Raw genomic sequence first — 19,145 nt, forward strand, 5'->3', positions numbered from 1 at the left:
ACATGATTAATCAAATTTATCAATTGGCAAAACCAAAGTTTATCAATATCAAATATCAGGAAGAAGAGATTGACCAAGAGAATCATATCCTCATTCGACCAAATTATATGGCGGTTTGTCATGCGGATCAACGCTATTACCAAGGAAAGCGTGATCCCAAAATATTATCTAAAAAGCTTCCAATGGCTATGATTCATGAGTCTTGTGGAACTGTTATTTCTGATCCAACAGGTACCTATAAGGTTGGTCAGAAGGTTGTTATGATTCCAAATCAACCACCTATGCAAAGTGACGAGGAGTTCTATGAAAACTACATGGCAGGTACCTACTTCTTGTCAAGTGGTTATGATGGATTCATGCGTGAGTTTGTTTCTCTTCCAAAAGATCGTGTAGTAGCTTATGATGACATCGAAGATACGGTAGCTGCTATCACTGAATTTGTCAGTGTTGGTATGCATGCCATGAATCGTTTTTTGACAGTTTCTCATAGCAGAAGACAGAGAATAGCTGTCATTGGTGATGGTAGTTTAGCATTTGTTATGGCTAATATTATTAATTATACCTTGCCTGAAGCTGAGATTATTGTTATCGGTCGTCATTGGGAGAAATTAGAACTTTTCTCGTTTGCTAAAGAGCTTTACATTACTGATAGTATTCCTGAAGATTTAAGTTTTGACCATGGTTTCGAATGCTGTGGTGGTGATGGATGCGGACCTGCTATTAATGACTTGATCCGTTACATCAAACCACAAGGGACCATTTTGATGATGGGTGTTAGTGAGTATAAGGTCAACATCAACACTCGGGATTCATTGGAAAAAGGCTTGTTACTAGTCGGCTCTTCACGTTCAGGAAGAATTGACTTTGAAAATGCTATCCAAATGATGGAAATTAAAAAATTTGCCAATCGTTTGAAGAATATCATTTATCTAGAAGAACCAGTCAGAGAAATTAAAGATATTCACCGAGTTTTTGCAACTGACTTAAATACTGCTTTTAAGACTGTATTTAAATGGGAAGTCTAATGGAGGATGATTGTGGAAAAAATCATTAAGGAAAAACTTACCTCTTTACTATCAACTGATGAAGATATTCTAAGTGTTGAGCAATTGGGGGGGATGACCAATCAAAACTACTTGGTCAAAACATCTTCAAATCAGTATATTGTTAAGTTTTTCGGAAAAGGTACAGATAAATTAATCGACCGTCAGAATGAAAAGTTCAATCTTGAATTGTTGAAAGATTTAAAATTAGATGTAGAAAATTATCTTTTCGATATTGATGCAGGTATCAAGGTCAATCAATATATTGAAAATGCAGAGACACTTGATTCAACTACCATTAAAACTAAATTTAAAAAGATAGCTCCGATTTTACAAACGATTCATGCTTCGGGTAAAGAATTAAAAGGAGAGTTTGCTCCTTTTGAGGAAATTAAAAAATATGAATCATTGATTCAAGGGGAAATTTCCTATCTGAACTATGAAGATGTCAGAAAATCTGTATTTTCTCTTAAAGATCAACTTGAAGAAATTGGAATGGATAAGAAATCGTGTCACATTGATTTGGTTCCAGAAAACTTTATAGAAGGACCAAATGGCCACCTTTATCTCATTGATTGGGAATATTCATCTATGAATGATCCTATGTGGGATTTGGCAGCCCTCTTCCTAGAATCTGAATTTACAAGTGCAGAAGAAGAAGACTTTTTAAGTCATTACGAGAGTGACAAGACTCCAGTTTCAAGGGAGAAAATTCGTATTTACAAAATCTTGCAAGATATCATTTGGAGTCTTTGGACTATTTACAAAGAAGAAAATGGTGCAGATTTCGGAGATTACGGAATCTCTCGTTACAATAGAGCAGTAAAAGAATTAGAGTCTGAAGGAGATTTAAATGAAAACTAAAAATGGAGTTTCTTTTGGGCTACTATCAGGTGTGTTCTGGGGATTAGGATTAACTATTAGTGCTTATATCTTTTCAATATTCACGGATTTATCGCCCTTTGTAGTAGCAGCAGCGCACGATTTTCTGAGTATTTTTATCTTGCTAGGATATCTTCTATTTAAAGAAGGTAAAGTACGTTTTTCAATCTTTTTGAACATTCGAAATGTCAGTGTTATCATTGGAGCTTTACTAGCTGGTCCGATTGGTATGCAGGCCAATCTCTACGCGGTCAAATATATAGGTAGTTCCTTAGCTTCGTCTGTTTCAGCTATTTATCCTGCAGTATCTGTCATTCTTGCTTTCTTTTTCTTAAAGCATAAGGTTTCTAAGAATACAGTATTTGGAATCTTATTAATCATTGCAGGGATTATTGCTCAGACTTACAAGGTTGAACAAGTCAATTCCTTCTATATCGGAATTCTTTGCGCCTTGATTTGTGCTTTTGCTTGGGGAAGTGAAAGTGTTCTGAGCTCCTTTGCTATGGAAAGTGACCTCAGCGAAATTGAAGCTCTCTTGATTCGTCAAGTTACATCCTTCTTGTCTTATCTTGTTATTGTGCTTTTCACGCATCACTCATTAGCAGAAGTGGCAAATGGCCAATTGTTTGGTCTATTAATTGTCTTTGCAGCATTTAATATGATTTCTTATCTTGCCTACTATATGGCTATCAATCGATTGCAACCAGCAAAAGCAACTGGTTTAAATGTCAGTTATGTAGTTTGGACTGTCCTGTTTGCAGCGATGTTCTTGGGGACACCTCTGACTGTCTTGACCATTATAACTTCATTTGTTGTAATGGCTGGTGTTTATATTATCATTAAAGAATAAAGGAGAAAACGCGTGAAAGCGATCATCTTAGCAGCAGGTTTGGGAACTCGTTTACGTCCTATGACAGAAAATACTCCCAAAGCCTTAGTTAAAGTCAATCAAAAACCTTTGGTTGAATATCAAATTGAATATTTAAAAGAACGAGGAATTGATGACATTATCATCGTCGTAGGTTATTTGAAAGAACAGTTCGACTACCTTAAAGAGAAGTACGGTGTTCGCTTGATCTTCAATGATAAGTATGCTGATTACAATAACTTCTATTCACTTTACCTAGTAAAAGAAGAGTTGGCAAACAGCTACGTCATCGATGCGGATAACTATCTTTTCAAGAATATGTTCCGCAATGATATCAAGCGTTCTACTTACTTCAGCGTTTACCGTGAGGACTGTGACAATGAATGGTTCTTGGTTTACGGTGATGACTATAAAGTACAAGATATCATCGTTGATAGCAAGAATGGACGTATTTTAAGTGGAGTGTCGTTTTGGGATGCCCCAACTGCTGAGAAGATTGTTGATTTTATTGACAAAGCCTTTGCAAGCGGTGAATTTGTTGATCTCTATTGGGATAACATGGTTAAAGATAATATTAAAGAACTTGATGTTTATGTAGAAGAGTTGGAAGAAAATAGCATCTACGAAATTGATAGCGTCAAAGATTACAATAAATTAGAGGAAATTCTCTCATCGCAAAAGAAGTAAACTAAAATTCGTCAGACACCGTACCTATTTTTACTTGACTTTTTATGTTGGTTACAGTATACTAGTGAAAATTTAACCTTTAAGGGAAGTCCAGAGAGGCTCACAAGGTGTCAGATAGAAAATAGATTACACAAACTTCGAGTAAACACAGTTTATTTGATTCTTTTCTGTAAGTATCTTAACTGAAACCTTGCGATTGCAAGGTTTTTCTTTTTCTGAACCCCTTAAACTTTAAGGAGGAAAAGGTATGAATCCAAATTGTAAAAAACGCATGGGTTCTATTCGATTAGAAACTATGAAAGTTGTTGCCCAAGAAGAGATTGCACCAGCAATCTATAAGCTAGTACTAGAAGGAGAAATGGTGGAAGCTATGAGAGCTGGACAATTTCTTCATTTACGTGTACCTGATGATGCCCACCTCTTGCGTCGTCCAATTTCAATCTCATCCATAGATAAATCTAAGAAACAATGCCATCTGATTTATCGTATCGAAGGTTCTGGTACAGCAATCTTTTCAACCTTAAAAGCAGGTGATAGCCTGGATGTCATGGGACCTCAAGGAAATGGATTTGATTTATCAGATTTAGACCAATGTAGTCGTGTTCTCCTAGTTGGCGGGGGGATCGGAGTTCCGCCCTTACTTGAAGTAGCTAAACAACTAAATGAGCGTAGTGTAGAAGTTACAACTGTTCTAGGATTTGCTACTAAAGATGCTGTCATTTTGGAGGCCGAATTATCCAAATATAGTCAAGTCTTTGTGACGACCGATGATGGCTCTTATGGAATCAGGGGAAATGTCTCAGTTGTGATTAACGAATTAGATAGTGAATTTGACGCTATTTACTCTTGTGGAGCACCTGGTATGATGAAATACATCAATCAAACCTTTTACGAACATCCCAGAGCTTATCTATCTTTAGAATCGCGTATGGCTTGTGGTATGGGAGCTTGTTATGCTTGTGTGCTTAAAGTGCCAGATAGTGAAACAGTTAGTCAACGTGTCTGTGAAGATGGGCCTGTATTTAAAACAGGAACAGTTGTTTTATAAGGAGAGTATCATGACTACAAATCGATTACAAGTTTCTCTACCAGGCCTAGAATTAAAGAACCCTATCATTCCTGCTTCAGGCTGTTTTGGTTTTGGTCAAGAGTATGCTAAATACTATGATTTAGACCTCTTAGGTTCCATCATGATAAAGGCTACTACGCTTGAGCCACGTTTTGGGAATCCTACTCCAAGAGTGGCAGAAACCCCTGCAGGTATGCTCAACGCTATTGGTCTACAAAATCCTGGTTTAGAGGTCGTTCTTTCTGAAAAGTTACCTTGGCTTGAAAGAGAATATCCAAATCTCCCTATTATCGCCAATGTTGCTGGATTTTCAAAACAGGAGTATGCAAGCGTTTCTCATGGAATTTCAAAGGCAAATAACGTAAAAGCCATCGAGCTCAATATCTCTTGTCCTAATGTCGATCATGGAAATCACGGTCTTTTAATCGGGCAAGACCCAGATTTGGCTTTTGATGTGGTTAAAGCAGCTGTAGAAGCGTCAGATGTTCCAGTTTACGTGAAACTAACTCCAAGTGTGACTGATATTGTAACCATAGCAAAGGCAGCAGAAGATGCCGGAGCTAGCGGTCTTACCATGATCAATACTCTTGTTGGTATGCGTTTTGATCTCAAGACAAGAAAACCAATCCTCGCAAATGGAACAGGAGGCATGTCTGGACCAGCAGTCTTTCCAGTAGCTCTCAAATTGATTCGTCAAGTAGCTCAATCAACCAATCTTCCTATTATCGGTATGGGAGGAGTTGATTCAGCAGAAGCAGTAATTGAAATGTACTTAGCTGGAGCGTCTGCTATTGGAGTCGGTACAGCAAACTTTACCAATCCTTACGCTTGCCCCGATATTATTGAAAATTTACCAAAAGTCATGGACAAATATAATATGGAAACTCTGGAACAATTGAGAAAAGAAGTTAAAAGCAGTTTATAATCTTTTTAAATCCGTATTATTTTGAATGCCTTCTTATTTTTGGTATAATATGACTATGATTGTAACAATACCTATTAAAACAGAAAAAGACATTGCAACTCCAGAACCAACTGTCCTTGTTTTAGGATATTTTGACGGTATTCATCTAGGTCATCAAAAATTATTTAGTATTGCAGGAAAAATTGCTGAAGAGAAAAGACTAAGTGTTGCTTTAATCACTTTTCATGAATCTCCAAAGTTAACATTAAAACCCTATTCTCCAGAAAATTTACTACATATTCTAAATCCAGACGAACGGGAACGTAAGTTTAAAAGAGCTGGAGTTGAAAATCTCTACTTGATGGATTTCTCAAGTCGTGTAGCAAATATGACGGCACAAGAGTTTGTAGATACTTTTGTTAAAGAAGTGAAAGCAGACACCATTGTAGTAGGATTTGATTATAGTCTTGGTACTGATAGAAAATCAGCTGAAGATCTAAAAGAAATTTTCGATGGAGAAGTGGTTGTAGTACCACCTGTAGAAGATGAAAAAGGAAAGATCAGCTCTACTCGTATTCGTCAGGCAATCCTAGAAGGTGATGTCAAAGAAGCAGGTCAATTACTTGGAAGCCCACTTCCAACAAGAGGAATTGTCGTGCATGGAAATGCTCGCGGTCGAACAATTGGATATCCAACTGCCAATCTAGTACTTTTGGATAGGACCTATATGCCAGCAGATGGTGTCTATACTGTTGATATCGAAATTAAGAGAAAACTCTATCGCGGGATGGCCAGTGTCGGTAAGAACGTAACCTTTGATGGAGAAGAAGAACGTTTTGAAGTGAATATTTTTGATTTTGATGAAGACATTTATGGTGAAACTGTTACTGTCTATTGGTTAGATCGTATCCGAGATATGGTGAAATTTGACAGTGTTGAAAAACTGGTAAAACAGCTTGAAGAAGATAAAAAAGTTGCACAAAAATAATCAAAAGTTCGGATGTGAGTTCGAACTTTTTGTTTTATTTAGGTAGGTAATAAGTAAAAAATTTAAGGGAAAATACATTTTTAACTTGACATCCTAAATTTTAAACGATAGAATGTTTACTAGTTAATTAAATGGTTAAGTATCGGTTAAGGAGTTGTGATGAAAAATAGAAACATCCTTTGGTTTATGATTGGTTTGTTTGTTCTAGTATTAGGTGCTTGCGGACAAAAGACCAGTCAAGATAGTAAGGAAGCTAAGGGAATGAAAATAGTAACCAGCTTTTATCCTATTTATGCTATGGTCAAAGAAATTTCTGGTGACCTAAATGATGTTCGGATGATTCAGTCTAGTTCTGGTATCCATTCCTTTGAACCTTCTGCAAATGATATTGCAGCCATCTATGATGCCAATGTTTTTGTCTATCATTCTCATACACTAGAGTCATGGGCAGGAAGTTTAGATCCAAGTCTACAAAAGTCCAAGGTTAAGGTTCTAGAAGCATCTGAGGGTATGACCTTGGATAGAGTATCTGGCTTAGAAGATATAGAAGTAGGAAAAGGTGTGGATGAGAAAAGTCTTTATGATCCCCATACTTGGTTAGACCCTGAAAAGGTAGCTGAAGAAGCACAAATTATTGCTGATAAATTATCGGAATTAGATAGTGAGAATAAAGAAATATATCAGTCGAATGCGAAGAAGTTTATTGATCAAGCTCATGAGTTAACAAATAAATATAAACCTATCTTCGATAAAGTGGAGCAAAGAACGTTTGTGACACAACACACTGCTTTTTCTTATTTAGCAAAGAGATTTGACTTGAATCAACTTGGTATTGCTGGTATTTCTCCTGATCAAGAACCAAGCCCAAAACAACTGACTGAAATCCAAGAATTTGTTAAGACCTATAAAGTTAAAACTATTTTTACAGAGAGCAATGCTTCGTCTAAAGTAGCTGAAACGCTTATCAAGTCAACAGGTGTGAGTCTTAAAACTCTCAATCCTTTAGAGGCAGACCCACAAAATGATAAGTCTTATTTAGATAATTTAGAAGAGGATATTGCAATACTAGCAGAAGAATTGAAATGAGGAAATTATGAATAAAACAAAGAAATACTTAGCTGGATCAGCAGTAGTTATTGCGCTTAGTGTTTGTGCTTATGTTTTAAATCAGCACCAAGAAGCAGAGAAGAAGGAAGATAATCGTGTATCTTATGTTGATGGGAAAAAGAATGAGTCTAAAAAGAACGAAAATTTGACTCCTGATCAAGTTAGCAAAAAGGAAGGCATTGAGGCCGAACAAATTGTTGTGAAAATTACTGATCAGGGATATGTGACTTCTCACGGAGATCATTTCCATTACTATAATGGTAAAGTTCCTTTCGATGCGATTTTTAGTGAAGAACTAGTCATGAAAGATCCAAGTTATCAATTGCGCGATGAACACATCATTAACGAAATTAAAGGTGGTTACATCATCAAAGTTGATGGAAAATATTATGTATACCTAAAAAATGCTAGCCAAGCTGAAAATATTCGTACCAAAGAACAAATTGAAAAACAAAAACAAGAGCATACATCTGACCAAAAAAATGATTCTAAGGAAGTTGTGGCAGCTAGAGCTCAAGGACGTTATACAACTGATGACGGTTATGTCTTTAACGCTTCTGATATCATCGAGGATACAGGAGATGCTTATATCGTTCCCCACGGAGGTCACTTCCATTATATTCCTAAGAGTGATCTGTCAGCGGGTGAATTAGCTGCCGCAAAGGCTTATTTATCTGGCAATAGTTCAGCTCTCAGTCAACCCTTGTCACTGACACCGAATAATGGTGTTTCTGCAGCAGATGATGGTTATGTCTTTAACCCTAATGATATTGTCAGAGATACTGGCGATGCTTATATCGTACGACATGGGGACCACTATCACTATATCCCTAAATCATCTCTTAACAATCATCAAGCACAATCTAACACTCCAAGCTTAGAAAGTCCTTCTAATTCTACACCAAATAATCCGTTACCACATGTTCACCATGAAGAAGAGGAACACGATCATGGTTTTGATGCAAATAGAATTATAAGTGAAGATTCAGAAGGTTTTGTTATGAGCCATGGCGATCACAATCATTACTTCTTTAAAAAAGATTTATCACCTGATCAAATTAAGGCCGCACAAGATCACTTGTACGGCAATAAACATTCAGAAACTATCCCAGATAATCATAGCAGTCATAAACCAGAAGAACACCATCATGATAACCATGGAAACCATCATGAGGAAGAACACGATCATGGCTTTGCAGCAGATCGAGTGATAAGTGAAGATGAGCAAGGTTTTGTAGTTTCACATGGAGACCACAATCATTATTTTTACAAGAAAGATTTGACGGCCCAACAGATTAAAGAAGCTCAGGAACACTTGAAAGGTAAAACCGAAGTTAAACCTAATCCATCAGATGATCACCATGATGAAGACGGGCATGATCACCACCATGGTGAAGACCACGATCACGGATTCGATGCTGACCGAGTGATAAGTGAAGATGAGCAAGGTTTCGTAGTTTCACATGGAGACCATGCCCATTATTTCTTTAAGAAAGATTTATCAGCAGAGCAGATTAAGGCTGCACAAGACCATCTTCATGGCCATCAGCAGACAGAACCTGTTAAACCTCTTGCCAAGACGGTTGAAAGTTTCTCTCGAGATGCCAGCGATGAAGAAAAAATAGCTTATATTTCTAAAACATATGGCGTTCCTCTTGAGGCTATCAGAATTTCAAATGGATTCTTTGTATTTGGTAATCCAGACCAAGCTTATGATCCAACTCACATTCACCCTTACGCTGTTCGTAAGGAACACGTTCGTATTCCGCTTCAAACTGGAGATGCAGAGCTTGATTTCCTAAACGAACTCTATACAACGGCTCTACGTGATGGTGTTTCTCCTTATAGCTTGCAGGTTGAAAATGGTAGCTTTGTTATCCCTCATGGTGATCACAACCACTACATCAAGGTTCAAACTAAAGGTTATGAAGTCGCTTTGAAAAACAAAATTCCTGCATTACAGTCAACTTACCAACCTGGTGCCTTTGATGAAAAAGCAGTCCAGTATAAGATTGATCAACTTTTGGCAGAGAGTCGTGAAGTCTATAAAGATAAACCAATTTTACAAAGACAGATTGAACTTGCTTTGGGGCAATTTTCTGAGAATATGAAGAAGCTATCAACCAACTCTACTGCAGGTTATTTGGCAGCTTTGGATTTGTTTGATAAGCAGTATATTCACATTGACTCAAGTGTCAAACCAACAGAAATCAGTCCTTTAGACAAGAAATATCAAGCTTTAGTAGATAAGATTAATACCTTAGACACAGATGCTTATGGACTTCCTAAGAAGGATTTATTGACTCAGCTTCAAGAAAATAAACTTGCCCAAGATGAAGCAGGTTTAGATGCAGTTGAAGCTAAGTTACAAGCTTTGCAAGATTTTAATGACCGTACTGGAGTTACAACAGTCGAGTACATTAAGTATTTCTATCAACATTTATCTGATAATCACTTAAATGACACTCTTAGAAATAAAGTTGCGAACTTAACTTGGACACTTTATCAATCACAATCCTTCCTTAAGGCGACTGACTTGAACAAACTCTTCCCGGAAATCTACCAAACAAAACTGGAAGTAGAAGAAGCACTGAAAAATGAGCCGGTTGCAAGCAAGGCTTCTGAAACAATCTTAGATACAGAAAAAGTGGATGGCCATAGTGCTAAAACTGCAGTCTATGAGTTCTTGAAAGGTTTGTATGATGATATTAAACCTGAGGAACAAAGTAATCATGTCTTAAAAGGGCAAGTAGAAGAGTTACTAACAAAAGCTGAAGAATTAGTGAATCAAGTCAATGAGGAAGGGGTTAAAGCTTCACTCTCTGACGAAGTGAAAAATCTGAAGGCTGCTTTGGAGAAAGAAGACGCAGACCTTGATGAATTAAATACACAGGTCCAAGATCTTTTGAAACGTATTTCACTAACAATCCAAAATGAACGTGATAATTCGAAACAAGACCCAGAGGTTTTAGTTCTTTACCAAAAACTCTATAACGGAGTCATTGCTCTCCATAGCTATTTGGAGATGAATAATGGTTCAGATGCTGACTTTGAAAAAGTAGATGCTCTGTTTGATAAACTAGCAGCAGCAAGTAAGGATAAGCAGGCTCTTCTAGCAGTTGCCCAAGAAATAGTCTTGTTAAATCAAGAGCTTAGATCTAAAGTAACGCCAAGTCAAGAAACACCTGTTGAAGCAAAACAAGAAACACCAGGTCAAGCAAGTACTGATGAGCAAGTAGAAGCTAGCTCAGTACAGACAACAACAGAAAATACTTCTGAAACAACAACTGAACTGAATCCTGAATCAACAGAAAAAGTCGCAGAATAAAAAAAGACGAGGTAGCTAAGCTACTTCGTCTTTTTTTTAGTCTTTATAAGCTACAATTCCAATAATAGTATCAACTGCACGTTCCATGGTTTGTAGGCTAACGTATTCAAAACGGCCATGCATGTTTTCACCACCAGCGAAGATATTCGGAGTTGGAATTCCCATAAACGAAATCTTAGAACCATCTGTACCACCACGAATTGGTTCGATAATTGGTGTAATATCAAGACTTTCCATAACCGCTTTGGCAATGGTTACTGGAGTCATATCCTTTTCGATGACTTCTTTCATGTTGTAGTACTGGTCAGTCAATGTTAAAGTGACACGATCACTACCAAGTTCTTGGTTCATCTTATCAGCGATAGCTTGCATAGCAGCTTTACGCGCTTCAAAGTTTTCTTTTTCGAAATCACGAATGATATAGCTAGCACGCGCTTCCTCAACACTACCAGATACATCCATGAGGTGGTAGAAACCTTGATAGCCCTCAGTCAATTCTGGGCGGTCACCAGCTGGGAGTTGATTGTGGAAGTCAATCGCTAATTGAAGGGCGTTAACCATTTGTCCTTTAGCTGTTCCTGGGTGAACATTACGACCTTGGAAGTGAAGCTCGGCACCTGCCGCAGAGAAGGTTTCGTATTGAAGTTCACCAAGAGGTCCACCGTCAACTGTATAAGTAAAGTCGACATCGAAATCTTCTGCATCAAATTTATTGGCGCCAACACCGATTTCTTCATCAGGTCCAAAGCCGACACGAATTTCGCAGTGTTTAAGCTCAGGATGAGCAGTTAAGTATTCAATAGCTGTCATAATCTCAGCGATACCAGATTTGTCATCAGCACCGAGAAGGGTAGTTCCATCTGTAGTAATTAAAGTTTGGCCATGATATTTCTCTAAGCTCTTAAAATCCGCTGGATCTAGCTTGAAACCAGAATTACCTAGTTCGATAAGGCCACCGTCGTAGTTTTCAACTACTTGTGGATTGACACCTTCAGCATTAAAATCAGCCGTATCCATGTGGGAGATAAAACCAATCTTGCGAGTTAAACTTGGATCGTTAGCTGGAAGTGTACCGATAGCAAAACCGTTTGGCAAATAATAGACATTTTGCAAACCGACACGTTTCATTTCTGGGATGAGGACATTAGTCGCAAAGTCTACCTGACTCTGAGTGCTTGGTGTAGTAGTAGAATTTTCGTCTGAACGTGTGTTAACCTTAACATAAGTTAAAAAACGCTCTAGTAATGTTGGATATTTCATTATAACTCCTTTTTTTCCTTCTTTAAAACCATTGTATCATAGAAAGAAGAGAAAAACAAAAGTCGGAAGGAAGATAAAATCCTTATGTTAGCGTTTACTTATGGCTTCTTTAGTGATACAATAAGAAAGATAAAAATATCACAAGGATGCAGAGATGAAAAGAGCAATTTTAATGATGACATTTGGTTCACCAGAAGAGATTACCTTTGAAGGAGTAGCCGACTTTTTTACCAACATTCGTCGAGGAGTTCGACCTCAAGACCACGAGATTCAAACCCTTTATGATAATTATGTTCGAATTGGAGGAACTCCACTTCAAAAAATTACTCGTGAAGAAGTTGCCTTGGTAGAAGCTAGGTTAGGAAATGAATATAGTGTCTATTTTGCCAATAAATTTTCAACCCCTTTTATTCCAGATGTAATTCGGCAAATGGAAGCAGATGGAATTGAAAAGTGTATTTGCTTGATTTTGGAGCCACACTATTCCTTTTACTCTGTCATGGGGTATGAAAAGTTTCTGGAAAGCAAACAAATTCAGTTTTTAGTTATTAAGGACTGGTATAAAGAAGAAGCACTATTAAACTATTGGACAGCTGAAATTGATAAAATTTTAAAAGAAAAGGTGAAACAGGATAGCTTTAAAGTCATCTTTTCTGCCCACAGTGTACCTATTTTTGCCTTGGATTTTGGTGATCCCTATATCGACCAGATTTTCGAAAATAGCAAGTTAATTGCTGAGAAATTAGGCTTGAAACCAGAGCAATATACGAACACTTGGCAGAGCGAAAGTGATATTGGTATTCCTTGGATTAAACCAGATGTATTGGAGTATCTTAGAGAACAGGAAGAACATCCAGAGCATTATATTTTTGTGCCTATTAGTTTTATCAGTGAGCATATTGAAGTCTTGTTTGACAACGATGTGGAATGTCATGACTTGTGTCAGGAATTGGAGGTGAACTATCATCGTCCACCAATGCCAAATACAGATTCTCGTTTGATTGATGCCTTGGTCAATATTATCCGAGCTAATGAACATAAAGAATTTAGAGAATTCCTCCCAGAAGAAGAAACCTTTGATGAATTAGTCCCTTCGGAGGAAACTAAGAATATTTTAGATGAATCACAAGACTTACAAATGCCAGAATTTGTTAAAAAATTAATTGAGAAAAAAGGTCGTGAAAATGTCAAGATGCCTTATTTAATCAAAAAAATGCTTGAAAAAGCTGGCAAATTACCTAAAGACTAAGTGAAAATAGAAAAGAACTGGTAATACTCTTCGAAAATCAAATTCAAACTGCGTCAACGTCGCCTTGGCGTACTCAAGTACAGCCTGCGGCTAGTTTCCTAGTTTGCTCTTTGATTTTCATTGAGTATAAGGTTTGTTTCAGATTTCTGCTAAGGCAGGATATAACTTAGAAGGTGAAAGAAAAGGCGGTGGGACAGAAATCGATAGACAAAGTCTTGATTTCGTAGTCTCAGCCCCGCGAGGATGATTAGGAGCTTTTTGGAGTCTAAAAGACGAACAAAAAGTTCAATCAGCTACCGCGTCAAATTATGATTGATAATAAAAAGTGAGGTCGGGATCTTTTTGTCCCAACCTCTTTTTAGGTGACTAGCATTTTTTGACCTAGTTTTTATGTTATTTACCTAAACAGAATTGACTAAACAACTGGGTAATCAGCTCATCTGGCGCAGCATCACCAGTGATTTCTCCGAGGATTTCCCAAGTACGAGTCAAATCAACTTGAAGCAGATCAACTGGCATACCCAGTTCAAGACCTTCGTTAACTGCCTGTAGACTTTCAACTGCCTTTTCAATTAATGAAATATGACGGGCGTTGGATAGATAAGTAGCATCTTGTTCGACCAAGCCAGCATTTTCAAAGAAGAGGTTATTGATGCGTTCTTCAATCTTATCAATGTTTTGATTTTTAAGGACTGAAATACGGATGACATCATCTGGAAGCTCAGCAGTTTCGATCGCTTCTGGCAGGTCAGTTTTGTTGAGAAGAATGATTCGATTAGTATCTTGACTAATTTCAAGAAGTTGTCGGTCTTGGGCAGTTAGAGGTTCGCTAGCGTTTAGGACTAGTAGTACCAAGTCAGCTTCCTTAAGGGCTTTTTTCGAGCGTTCAACACCGATTTGCTCAACAATATCATCCGTCTCACGAATACCCGCTGTATCAATCAATTTAAGTGGAACACCGTTGATATTGACGTATTCTTCAATGACGTCACGGGTTGTACCTGCAATATCGGTTACGATGGCCTTGTCTTCGCGCAGGAGGCTGTTGAGTAGGCTTGATTTTCCAACGTTTGGACGACCGATGATAGCCGTTGAAATCCCTTCTCGGAGAATCTTCCCACGACGTGCCGTTTTTAAGAGATTGGTCAAGAGTTGTTCAAATTCTAAAGTTTTTTCACGGACAACAGCAGTAGTAGCTTCCTCAACATCATCATATTCAGGGTAGTCGATATTCACCTCAACTTGTGCCAGAGTATTGAGAATCTCCTGGCGCGTATTGTTAATGAGGTCTGATAGAGAGCCATCTAACTGTTTGACCGCGATATTCATGGCCTTATCAGTCTTAGCACGGATGATATCCATGACGGCTTCAGCCTGAGTCAAGTCTACACGACCATTGAGGAAGGCACGCTTGGTAAATTCACCAGGCTCTGCTAGGCGAGCCCCTTCACGGATTGCTAGTTGTAGGATTTCATTGGTTACGGCGATTCCACCATGAGTATTAATCTCGATAATATCCTCACGAGTGAAGGTTTTTGGAGACTTCATTGCCCCAACCATGACTTCGTCCATAACCTTACCTGTCTGAGGGTCAATGATGTGGCCGTAGTTAAGAGTATGGCTAGCAACCTTACTCAAATCCTTACCTTTAAAAATTTTCTGAGCAATCGCAAAGCTATCGGTTCCGCTTAGGCGAACAATCCCAATGGCTCCTTCCCCAAGCGGTGTCGAGATTGCTGCGATAGTATCAAATTCACGAGTAATCATTTCATTTCCTTTTTACAATTTATATACAAATATCACTTAAAATTGTAACAAAATATGGCGTTTTATTCAACGAATGCCACTTATAAAGAAAAGCCTAAGCAGATTGCTTAAGCTTTACTTAGTGCGCATTTCACCTTGTGGGAAATAAGTTCCTTCAGGCATATCGTTAATAATAACGTGAACAGCTGACTGAGGAGCACCAGTGTTGCGAACAACAGCTTCTGTTACTTCCTTGGCTAGGGCTTTCTTTTGCTCTAGCGTTCGTCCTTCAAATAAATCGATGCGTACAAATGGCATAATGCCACCTCCTAAATATGTTATAGGACTATTTTATCACATTTTGGGATACAAAGGTTGAAAAAATTATGGTAAAATAGAATGTAATACAGTTTAGAGAGAAACAGAAGGAAAATGGCACAATTATATTATAAGTATGGGACCATGAACTCGGGGAAAACCATTGAAATCTTGAAAGTGGCCCATAATTATGAAGAGCAAGGCAAGCGTGTGGTGATTATGACCTCGGCAATCGATACGAGAGATGGAGTAGGAGTAGTTTCCAGCCGGATCGGTATGAAACGGGAAGCTATTGCAATTGAAGACGATACAGATATCTTTGGTTTTATTCAGAACCAACCAATCAAACCCTACTGCGTCTTAATCGATGAAGCTCAGTTTTTGAAACGCCACCATGTGTATGACTTGGCTAGAGTTGTGGATGAACTGGATGTGCCGGTGATGGCTTTTGGCCTGAAAAATGATTTCCGAAATGAACTCTTTGAAGGTTCTAAACACCTCCTCTTGTTAGCTGACAAGATCGAAGAAATCAAAACCATTTGCCAATACTGTTCCCGTAAGGCGACCATGGTTTTGCGCACCCAAGCGGGCAAACCTGTCTATGATGGAGAACAAATCCAGATCGGTGGACACGAGACCTATATCTCGGTTTGCCGCAAGCATTATTTTAATCCAGACATTAAGCAAGAAAAGAAATCTTAAGGAGCAAACATGAATATCTATGATCAACTACAAACTGTAGAAGACCGTTATGAAGAGTTAGGAGAGCTATTGAGTGACCCAGATGTGGTTTCTGATACTAAACGCTTCATGGAATTGTCCAAAGAAGAAGCTTCAACTCGTGACACGGTAACGGCTTACCGAGAATACAAGCAAGTCCTTCAAAACATCGTCGATGCTGAAGAAATGATCAAGGAAGCAGGCGGCGATGCAGATTTGGAAGAAATGGCCAAGCAAGAGTTAAAAGATGCCAAGTCTGAAAAAGAAGAGTACGAAGAAAAACTGAAGATCTTACTTCTTCCCAAAGATCCAAACGATGATAAGAATATTATCTTGGAAATCCGTGGCGCAGCAGGAGGAGACGAAGCACAGTTGTTTGCGGGTGACCTCTTGCAGATGTACCAAAAATATGCGGAAAGCCAAGGCTGGCGATTCGAAGTCATGGAAGCTTCCTACAATGGTGTTGGTGGAATAAAAGAAGTCGTAGCCATGGTTTCTGGTCAATCTGTTTATTCAAAACTTAAGTACGAATCAGGTGCCCATCGGGTACAACGGGTTCCTGTGACAGAAAGTCAAGGTCGTGTCCATACATCTACAGCGACCGTTCTCGTCATGCCTGAAGTGGAAGAAGTCGAGTACGACATTGATCCAAAAGATCTTCGGATTGACATCTACCACGCATCTGGTGCGGGTGGACAAAACGTCAACAAGGTTGCGACAGCTGTTCGTATCGTCCACTTGCCTACCAACATCAAGGTAGAGATGCAGGAAGAACGGACCCAACAGAAGAACCGTGATAAGGCCATGAAAATTATTCGCGCGCGTGTGGCTGACCACTTTGCTCAGATTGCCCAAGACGAGCAAGATGCGGAGCGTAAGTCTACAATCGGTACGGGTGACCGTTCAGAGCGTATTCGTACCTATAACTTCCCACAAAACCGTGTGACAGACCACAGGATTGGCTTGACTCTTCAAAAATTGGATACAATTTTAGCTGGTAAATTAGATGAAGTAGTGGACGCCTTGGTTCTTTATGACCAAACACAAAAATTAGAAGAATTAAACAAGTAATGAAATTAGCTCAAATTTTTAAAGATTTTGAGGAACAATTAATGACACAAGGAGAGGAAGCTGAAAGCCTCTCTTTTGTCTATCGAATCCTCAAAAATCTCTCTTTTACAGACTTTATTTTTGCTATCCAGCAAGAAATCACTCCAGAGGAGAAAGAGTTTGTAGAAAGTATCTACAAACAACTGGTAGCACATGTACCTGCCCAGTACATCATCGGACATGCTGAATTCTATGGGATGGAGCTAAAGGTGGATGAGCGAGTCTTGATTCCACGCCCTGAAACAGAAGAGTTGGTTGAGCTCATCTTAACTGAAAATCCTAATCCCAATTTGTCAGTTTTGGATATTGGGACAGGAAGCGGGGCTATCGCCCTTGCTTTAGCGAAAAACCGCCCAGATTGGTGCGTTACAGCAAGCGATATTTCTCCAGATGCACTGAACTTAGCAAGCGAAAATGCTAAGTTGCAAGACCTAAAAATATCCTTTAAAAAATCTGATTGTTTTGAAGAAATTACTGAAAATTATGATATAATTGTATCCAATCCCCCCTATATCTCTCGGGCAGATGAGTCGGAGGTCGGCTTGAATGTCCTACATTCAGAGCCCCATTTAGCGCTCTTTGCCGAGGAAGATGGTCTTGCAATCTATCGCAAGATTGCTCAAGAAGCGAAGCATCATCTCCGTGAGGGAGGTGAAATTTACCTTGAAATTGGGTACAAACAAGGTCACAGTGTTCCAGCACTGTTTAGGAAATATCTTCCTGAAAAGCGTGTGAGGACACTCAAGGACCAGTTTGGTCAAGATAGGATGGTTGTCGTGGATGATGGATAGAATGAAGAAAGAGTTGGAAAATGGTGGAGCAGTTGTCTTGCCGACGGAAACTGTTTACGGCCTTTTTGCTAAGGCCTTAGATGAAAAAGCTGTCGAACACGTCTACCAGCTTAAGCGTCGTCCAAAAGACAAGGCGCTCAACCTCAATATTGCTTCCCTCGAAGCTATCGAATTCTTTTCTAAGAATCAACCAACCTATCTCAAACGATTGGTAGAAGCCTTTTTACCAGGTCCCTTGACCATTATCCTAGAAGCTAATGACAGAGTTCCCTACTGGGTCAACTCCGGTCTAAAAACAGTCGGGTTTCGGATGCCCAGTCACCCTATTACTCTGGACTTAATTAGAGAGACAGGGCCTTTGATTGGTCCCTCTGCTAATATTTCCGGTCATGTCAGCGGTATTGTCTTTAAAGACATTTTGAAGGATTTTGATCAAGAAGTTTTAGGACTAGAAGATGATGCTTTTCTGACAGGGCAGGATTCGACCATTTTGGATTTGTCTGGTGATAAGGTCAAGATTCTACGACAAGGTGCAATTACGCGAGAAGATATTCTTGCTGAGCTACCTGATATTCCTTTTGAGAAGGTATGACATGATACGAGATTTGAAGACTAGAGATGCTGAAGCTATTTATGAGATTAACAAAGAAGCTTTAGGATATGATTTTAGTCCTGAAAAAACAGCGAGTCAGCTGGCCAAGTTATCTCAGGACGTGCATCATTTCTTAGTTGGGTATGAAGATTCAAGCAATCATAAACTACTTGGTTATGTGCATGCTGAGGTTTACGAATCGCTGTATTCACAGCCAGGTTTCAATATCTTGGCTTTAGCTGTTCAGCCAGATCATCAAGGTCAAGGTATTGGTAAAAGCTTGCTAGAGGGGTTGGAAAAAGAAGCAAAAAGACGGGGTTATGGGTTCATTCGTTTAAACTCTGCCGATCATCGTCTGGCTGCTCATGCATTTTATGAAAAAGTTGGCTATACTTGTGATAAGGTGCAAAAGCGGTTCATACGTATCTTTTAGTCAGGAATTCTAAGCAAATTAACTATTTAAAAAATTTATAAGCGCAATCT

18 protein-coding genes are annotated in these 19,145 nt (G+C 38.7%); 15 read left to right on the forward strand and 3 right to left on the reverse strand.

Translation table 11 applies throughout. The features are described from left to right. Positions 1-2 precede the first annotated feature (2 nt). From HMPREF9180_RS05400 to HMPREF9180_RS05440, 9 genes are all read left to right on the forward strand, one after another. Entirely contained in the window at positions 3-1,025 is a 1,023-nt protein-coding gene (locus tag HMPREF9180_RS05400) for a ribitol-5-phosphate dehydrogenase (RefSeq protein ID WP_006145481.1), read from the forward strand. Between the two features lie 12 nt (positions 1,026-1,037). After that, positions 1,038-1,907, forward strand: coding sequence for a phosphotransferase family protein (locus HMPREF9180_RS05405; protein WP_025168665.1), 870 nt, complete (start codon positions 1,038-1,040; stop codon positions 1,905-1,907). Continuing rightward, a complete protein-coding gene (locus HMPREF9180_RS05410) occupies positions 1,897-2,775 on the forward strand; it encodes a DMT family transporter (RefSeq protein ID WP_006145483.1) in 879 nt (292 codons plus the stop codon). Before HMPREF9180_RS05405 ends, HMPREF9180_RS05410 begins: the two co-directional genes overlap by 11 nt. A 12-nt stretch (positions 2,776-2,787) precedes the next feature. After that, complete coding sequence (locus HMPREF9180_RS05415) at positions 2,788-3,480, forward strand: sugar phosphate nucleotidyltransferase (RefSeq protein ID WP_006145484.1); 693 nt, start codon at positions 2,788-2,790, stop codon at positions 3,478-3,480. A 247-nt stretch (positions 3,481-3,727) separates the two neighbouring features. After that, on the forward strand, positions 3,728-4,528 hold the full coding sequence (locus tag HMPREF9180_RS05420; RefSeq protein ID WP_006145485.1) for a dihydroorotate dehydrogenase electron transfer subunit: 801 nt from the start codon (positions 3,728-3,730) through the stop codon (positions 4,526-4,528). After that, the gene (locus HMPREF9180_RS05425) at positions 4,491-5,474 is read left to right on the forward strand and encodes a dihydroorotate dehydrogenase (RefSeq protein ID WP_006145486.1); all 984 of its coding nucleotides are present in this window, start codon (positions 4,491-4,493) and stop codon (positions 5,472-5,474) included. The genes HMPREF9180_RS05420 and HMPREF9180_RS05425 overlap by 38 nt, the downstream gene beginning before the upstream one ends. A 55-nt stretch (positions 5,475-5,529) precedes the next feature. Continuing rightward, positions 5,530-6,441, forward strand: a complete 912-nt coding sequence (locus HMPREF9180_RS05430) for a bifunctional riboflavin kinase/FAD synthetase (RefSeq protein ID WP_025168667.1) — start codon at positions 5,530-5,532, stop codon at positions 6,439-6,441. A 159-nt stretch (positions 6,442-6,600) separates the two neighbouring features. After that, positions 6,601-7,527, forward strand: coding sequence for a metal ABC transporter solute-binding protein, Zn/Mn family (locus HMPREF9180_RS05435; protein WP_006145488.1), 927 nt, complete (start codon positions 6,601-6,603; stop codon positions 7,525-7,527). Positions 7,528-7,534: 7 nt separating this feature from the next. Then, the gene (locus HMPREF9180_RS05440) at positions 7,535-10,876 is read left to right on the forward strand and encodes a pneumococcal-type histidine triad protein (protein WP_006145489.1); all 3,342 of its coding nucleotides are present in this window, start codon (positions 7,535-7,537) and stop codon (positions 10,874-10,876) included. Positions 10,877-10,912: 36 nt separating this feature from the next. Here the strand turns inward: HMPREF9180_RS05440 and pepT are convergent, their stop codons facing one another. Next, entirely contained in the window at positions 10,913-12,136 is a 1,224-nt protein-coding gene (pepT, locus tag HMPREF9180_RS05445; protein WP_006145490.1) for a peptidase T, read from the reverse strand. 154 nt (positions 12,137-12,290) lie between these two features. On the opposite strand from pepT, the gene hemH reads away from it, so the two are divergent. Next, positions 12,291-13,385, forward strand: a complete 1,095-nt coding sequence (gene hemH / locus HMPREF9180_RS05450) for a ferrochelatase (RefSeq protein WP_006145491.1) — start codon at positions 12,291-12,293, stop codon at positions 13,383-13,385. Positions 13,386-13,778: 393 nt separating this feature from the next. Here hemH and mnmE read toward each other — a convergent pair whose 3' ends face one another. Both mnmE and HMPREF9180_RS05460 read right to left on the reverse strand, forming a co-directional pair. Then, positions 13,779-15,152 carry a tRNA uridine-5-carboxymethylaminomethyl(34) synthesis GTPase MnmE gene (mnmE, locus tag HMPREF9180_RS05455; protein WP_006145492.1) on the reverse strand — a complete coding sequence of 458 codons (1,374 nt, stop codon included), beginning with the start codon at positions 15,150-15,152 and terminating at the stop codon, positions 13,779-13,781. Between the two features lie 114 nt (positions 15,153-15,266). Then, entirely contained in the window at positions 15,267-15,449 is a 183-nt protein-coding gene (locus HMPREF9180_RS05460; protein WP_001117401.1) for a 4-oxalocrotonate tautomerase, read from the reverse strand. A 114-nt stretch (positions 15,450-15,563) separates the two neighbouring features. Between HMPREF9180_RS05460 and HMPREF9180_RS05465 the strand changes: the two genes are divergently transcribed. The 5 genes from HMPREF9180_RS05465 to HMPREF9180_RS05485 are packed head-to-tail and all read left to right on the forward strand — an operon-like array spanning position 15,564 to position 19,095. Then, on the forward strand, positions 15,564-16,151 hold the full coding sequence (locus HMPREF9180_RS05465) for a thymidine kinase (RefSeq protein ID WP_006145493.1): 588 nt from the start codon (positions 15,564-15,566) through the stop codon (positions 16,149-16,151). A 9-nt stretch (positions 16,152-16,160) separates the two neighbouring features. Then, positions 16,161-17,240, forward strand: coding sequence for a peptide chain release factor 1 (prfA, locus tag HMPREF9180_RS05470; RefSeq protein ID WP_006145494.1), 1,080 nt, complete (start codon positions 16,161-16,163; stop codon positions 17,238-17,240). Then, positions 17,240-18,070 carry a peptide chain release factor N(5)-glutamine methyltransferase gene (gene prmC / locus HMPREF9180_RS05475; protein WP_006145495.1) on the forward strand — a complete coding sequence of 277 codons (831 nt, stop codon included), beginning with the start codon at positions 17,240-17,242 and terminating at the stop codon, positions 18,068-18,070. The genes prfA and prmC overlap by 1 nt, the downstream gene beginning before the upstream one ends. Then, the gene (locus HMPREF9180_RS05480) at positions 18,060-18,662 is read left to right on the forward strand and encodes an L-threonylcarbamoyladenylate synthase (protein ID WP_006145496.1); all 603 of its coding nucleotides are present in this window, start codon (positions 18,060-18,062) and stop codon (positions 18,660-18,662) included. The genes prmC and HMPREF9180_RS05480 overlap by 11 nt, the downstream gene beginning before the upstream one ends. Before the next feature lies 1 nt (position 18,663). Next, the gene (locus HMPREF9180_RS05485; protein ID WP_006145497.1) at positions 18,664-19,095 is read left to right on the forward strand and encodes a GNAT family N-acetyltransferase; all 432 of its coding nucleotides are present in this window, start codon (positions 18,664-18,666) and stop codon (positions 19,093-19,095) included. The last annotated feature ends 50 nt before the right edge of the window (positions 19,096-19,145 follow it).

This window comes from Streptococcus peroris ATCC 700780 (genome assembly GCF_000187585.1).
GTDB lineage: Bacteria > Bacillota > Bacilli > Lactobacillales > Streptococcaceae > Streptococcus > Streptococcus peroris.

Excerpts from the sequence above, each read along its gene's own strand:
- HMPREF9180_RS05400 (WP_006145481.1), top strand. The coding sequence starts at position 3 with ATGATTAATCAAATTTATCAATTGGCAAAACCAAAGTTTATCAATATC.
- HMPREF9180_RS05410 (WP_006145483.1), top strand. The coding sequence starts at position 1,897 with ATGAAAACTAAAAATGGAGTTTCTTTTGGGCTACTATCAGGTGTGTTC.
- HMPREF9180_RS05420 (WP_006145485.1), top strand. The coding sequence starts at position 3,728 with ATGAATCCAAATTGTAAAAAACGCATGGGTTCTATTCGATTAGAAACT.
- HMPREF9180_RS05425 (WP_006145486.1), top strand. The coding sequence starts at position 4,491 with ATGGGCCTGTATTTAAAACAGGAACAGTTGTTTTATAAGGAGAGTATC.
- HMPREF9180_RS05430 (WP_025168667.1), top strand. The coding sequence starts at position 5,530 with ATGATTGTAACAATACCTATTAAAACAGAAAAAGACATTGCAACTCCA.
- HMPREF9180_RS05435 (WP_006145488.1), top strand. The coding sequence starts at position 6,601 with ATGAAAAATAGAAACATCCTTTGGTTTATGATTGGTTTGTTTGTTCTA.
- HMPREF9180_RS05440 (WP_006145489.1), top strand. The coding sequence starts at position 7,535 with ATGAATAAAACAAAGAAATACTTAGCTGGATCAGCAGTAGTTATTGCG.
- pepT (WP_006145490.1), bottom strand. The coding sequence starts at position 12,136 with ATGAAATATCCAACATTACTAGAGCGTTTTTTAACTTATGTTAAGGTT.
- hemH (WP_006145491.1), top strand. The coding sequence starts at position 12,291 with ATGAAAAGAGCAATTTTAATGATGACATTTGGTTCACCAGAAGAGATT.
- mnmE (WP_006145492.1), bottom strand. The coding sequence starts at position 15,152 with ATGATTACTCGTGAATTTGATACTATCGCAGCAATCTCGACACCGCTT.
- HMPREF9180_RS05460 (WP_001117401.1), bottom strand. The coding sequence starts at position 15,449 with ATGCCATTTGTACGCATCGATTTATTTGAAGGACGAACGCTAGAGCAA.
- HMPREF9180_RS05465 (WP_006145493.1), top strand. The coding sequence starts at position 15,564 with ATGGCACAATTATATTATAAGTATGGGACCATGAACTCGGGGAAAACC.
- prfA (WP_006145494.1), top strand. The coding sequence starts at position 16,161 with ATGAATATCTATGATCAACTACAAACTGTAGAAGACCGTTATGAAGAG.
- prmC (WP_006145495.1), top strand. The coding sequence starts at position 17,240 with ATGAAATTAGCTCAAATTTTTAAAGATTTTGAGGAACAATTAATGACA.
- HMPREF9180_RS05480 (WP_006145496.1), top strand. The coding sequence starts at position 18,060 with ATGATGGATAGAATGAAGAAAGAGTTGGAAAATGGTGGAGCAGTTGTC.
- HMPREF9180_RS05485 (WP_006145497.1), top strand. The coding sequence starts at position 18,664 with ATGATACGAGATTTGAAGACTAGAGATGCTGAAGCTATTTATGAGATT.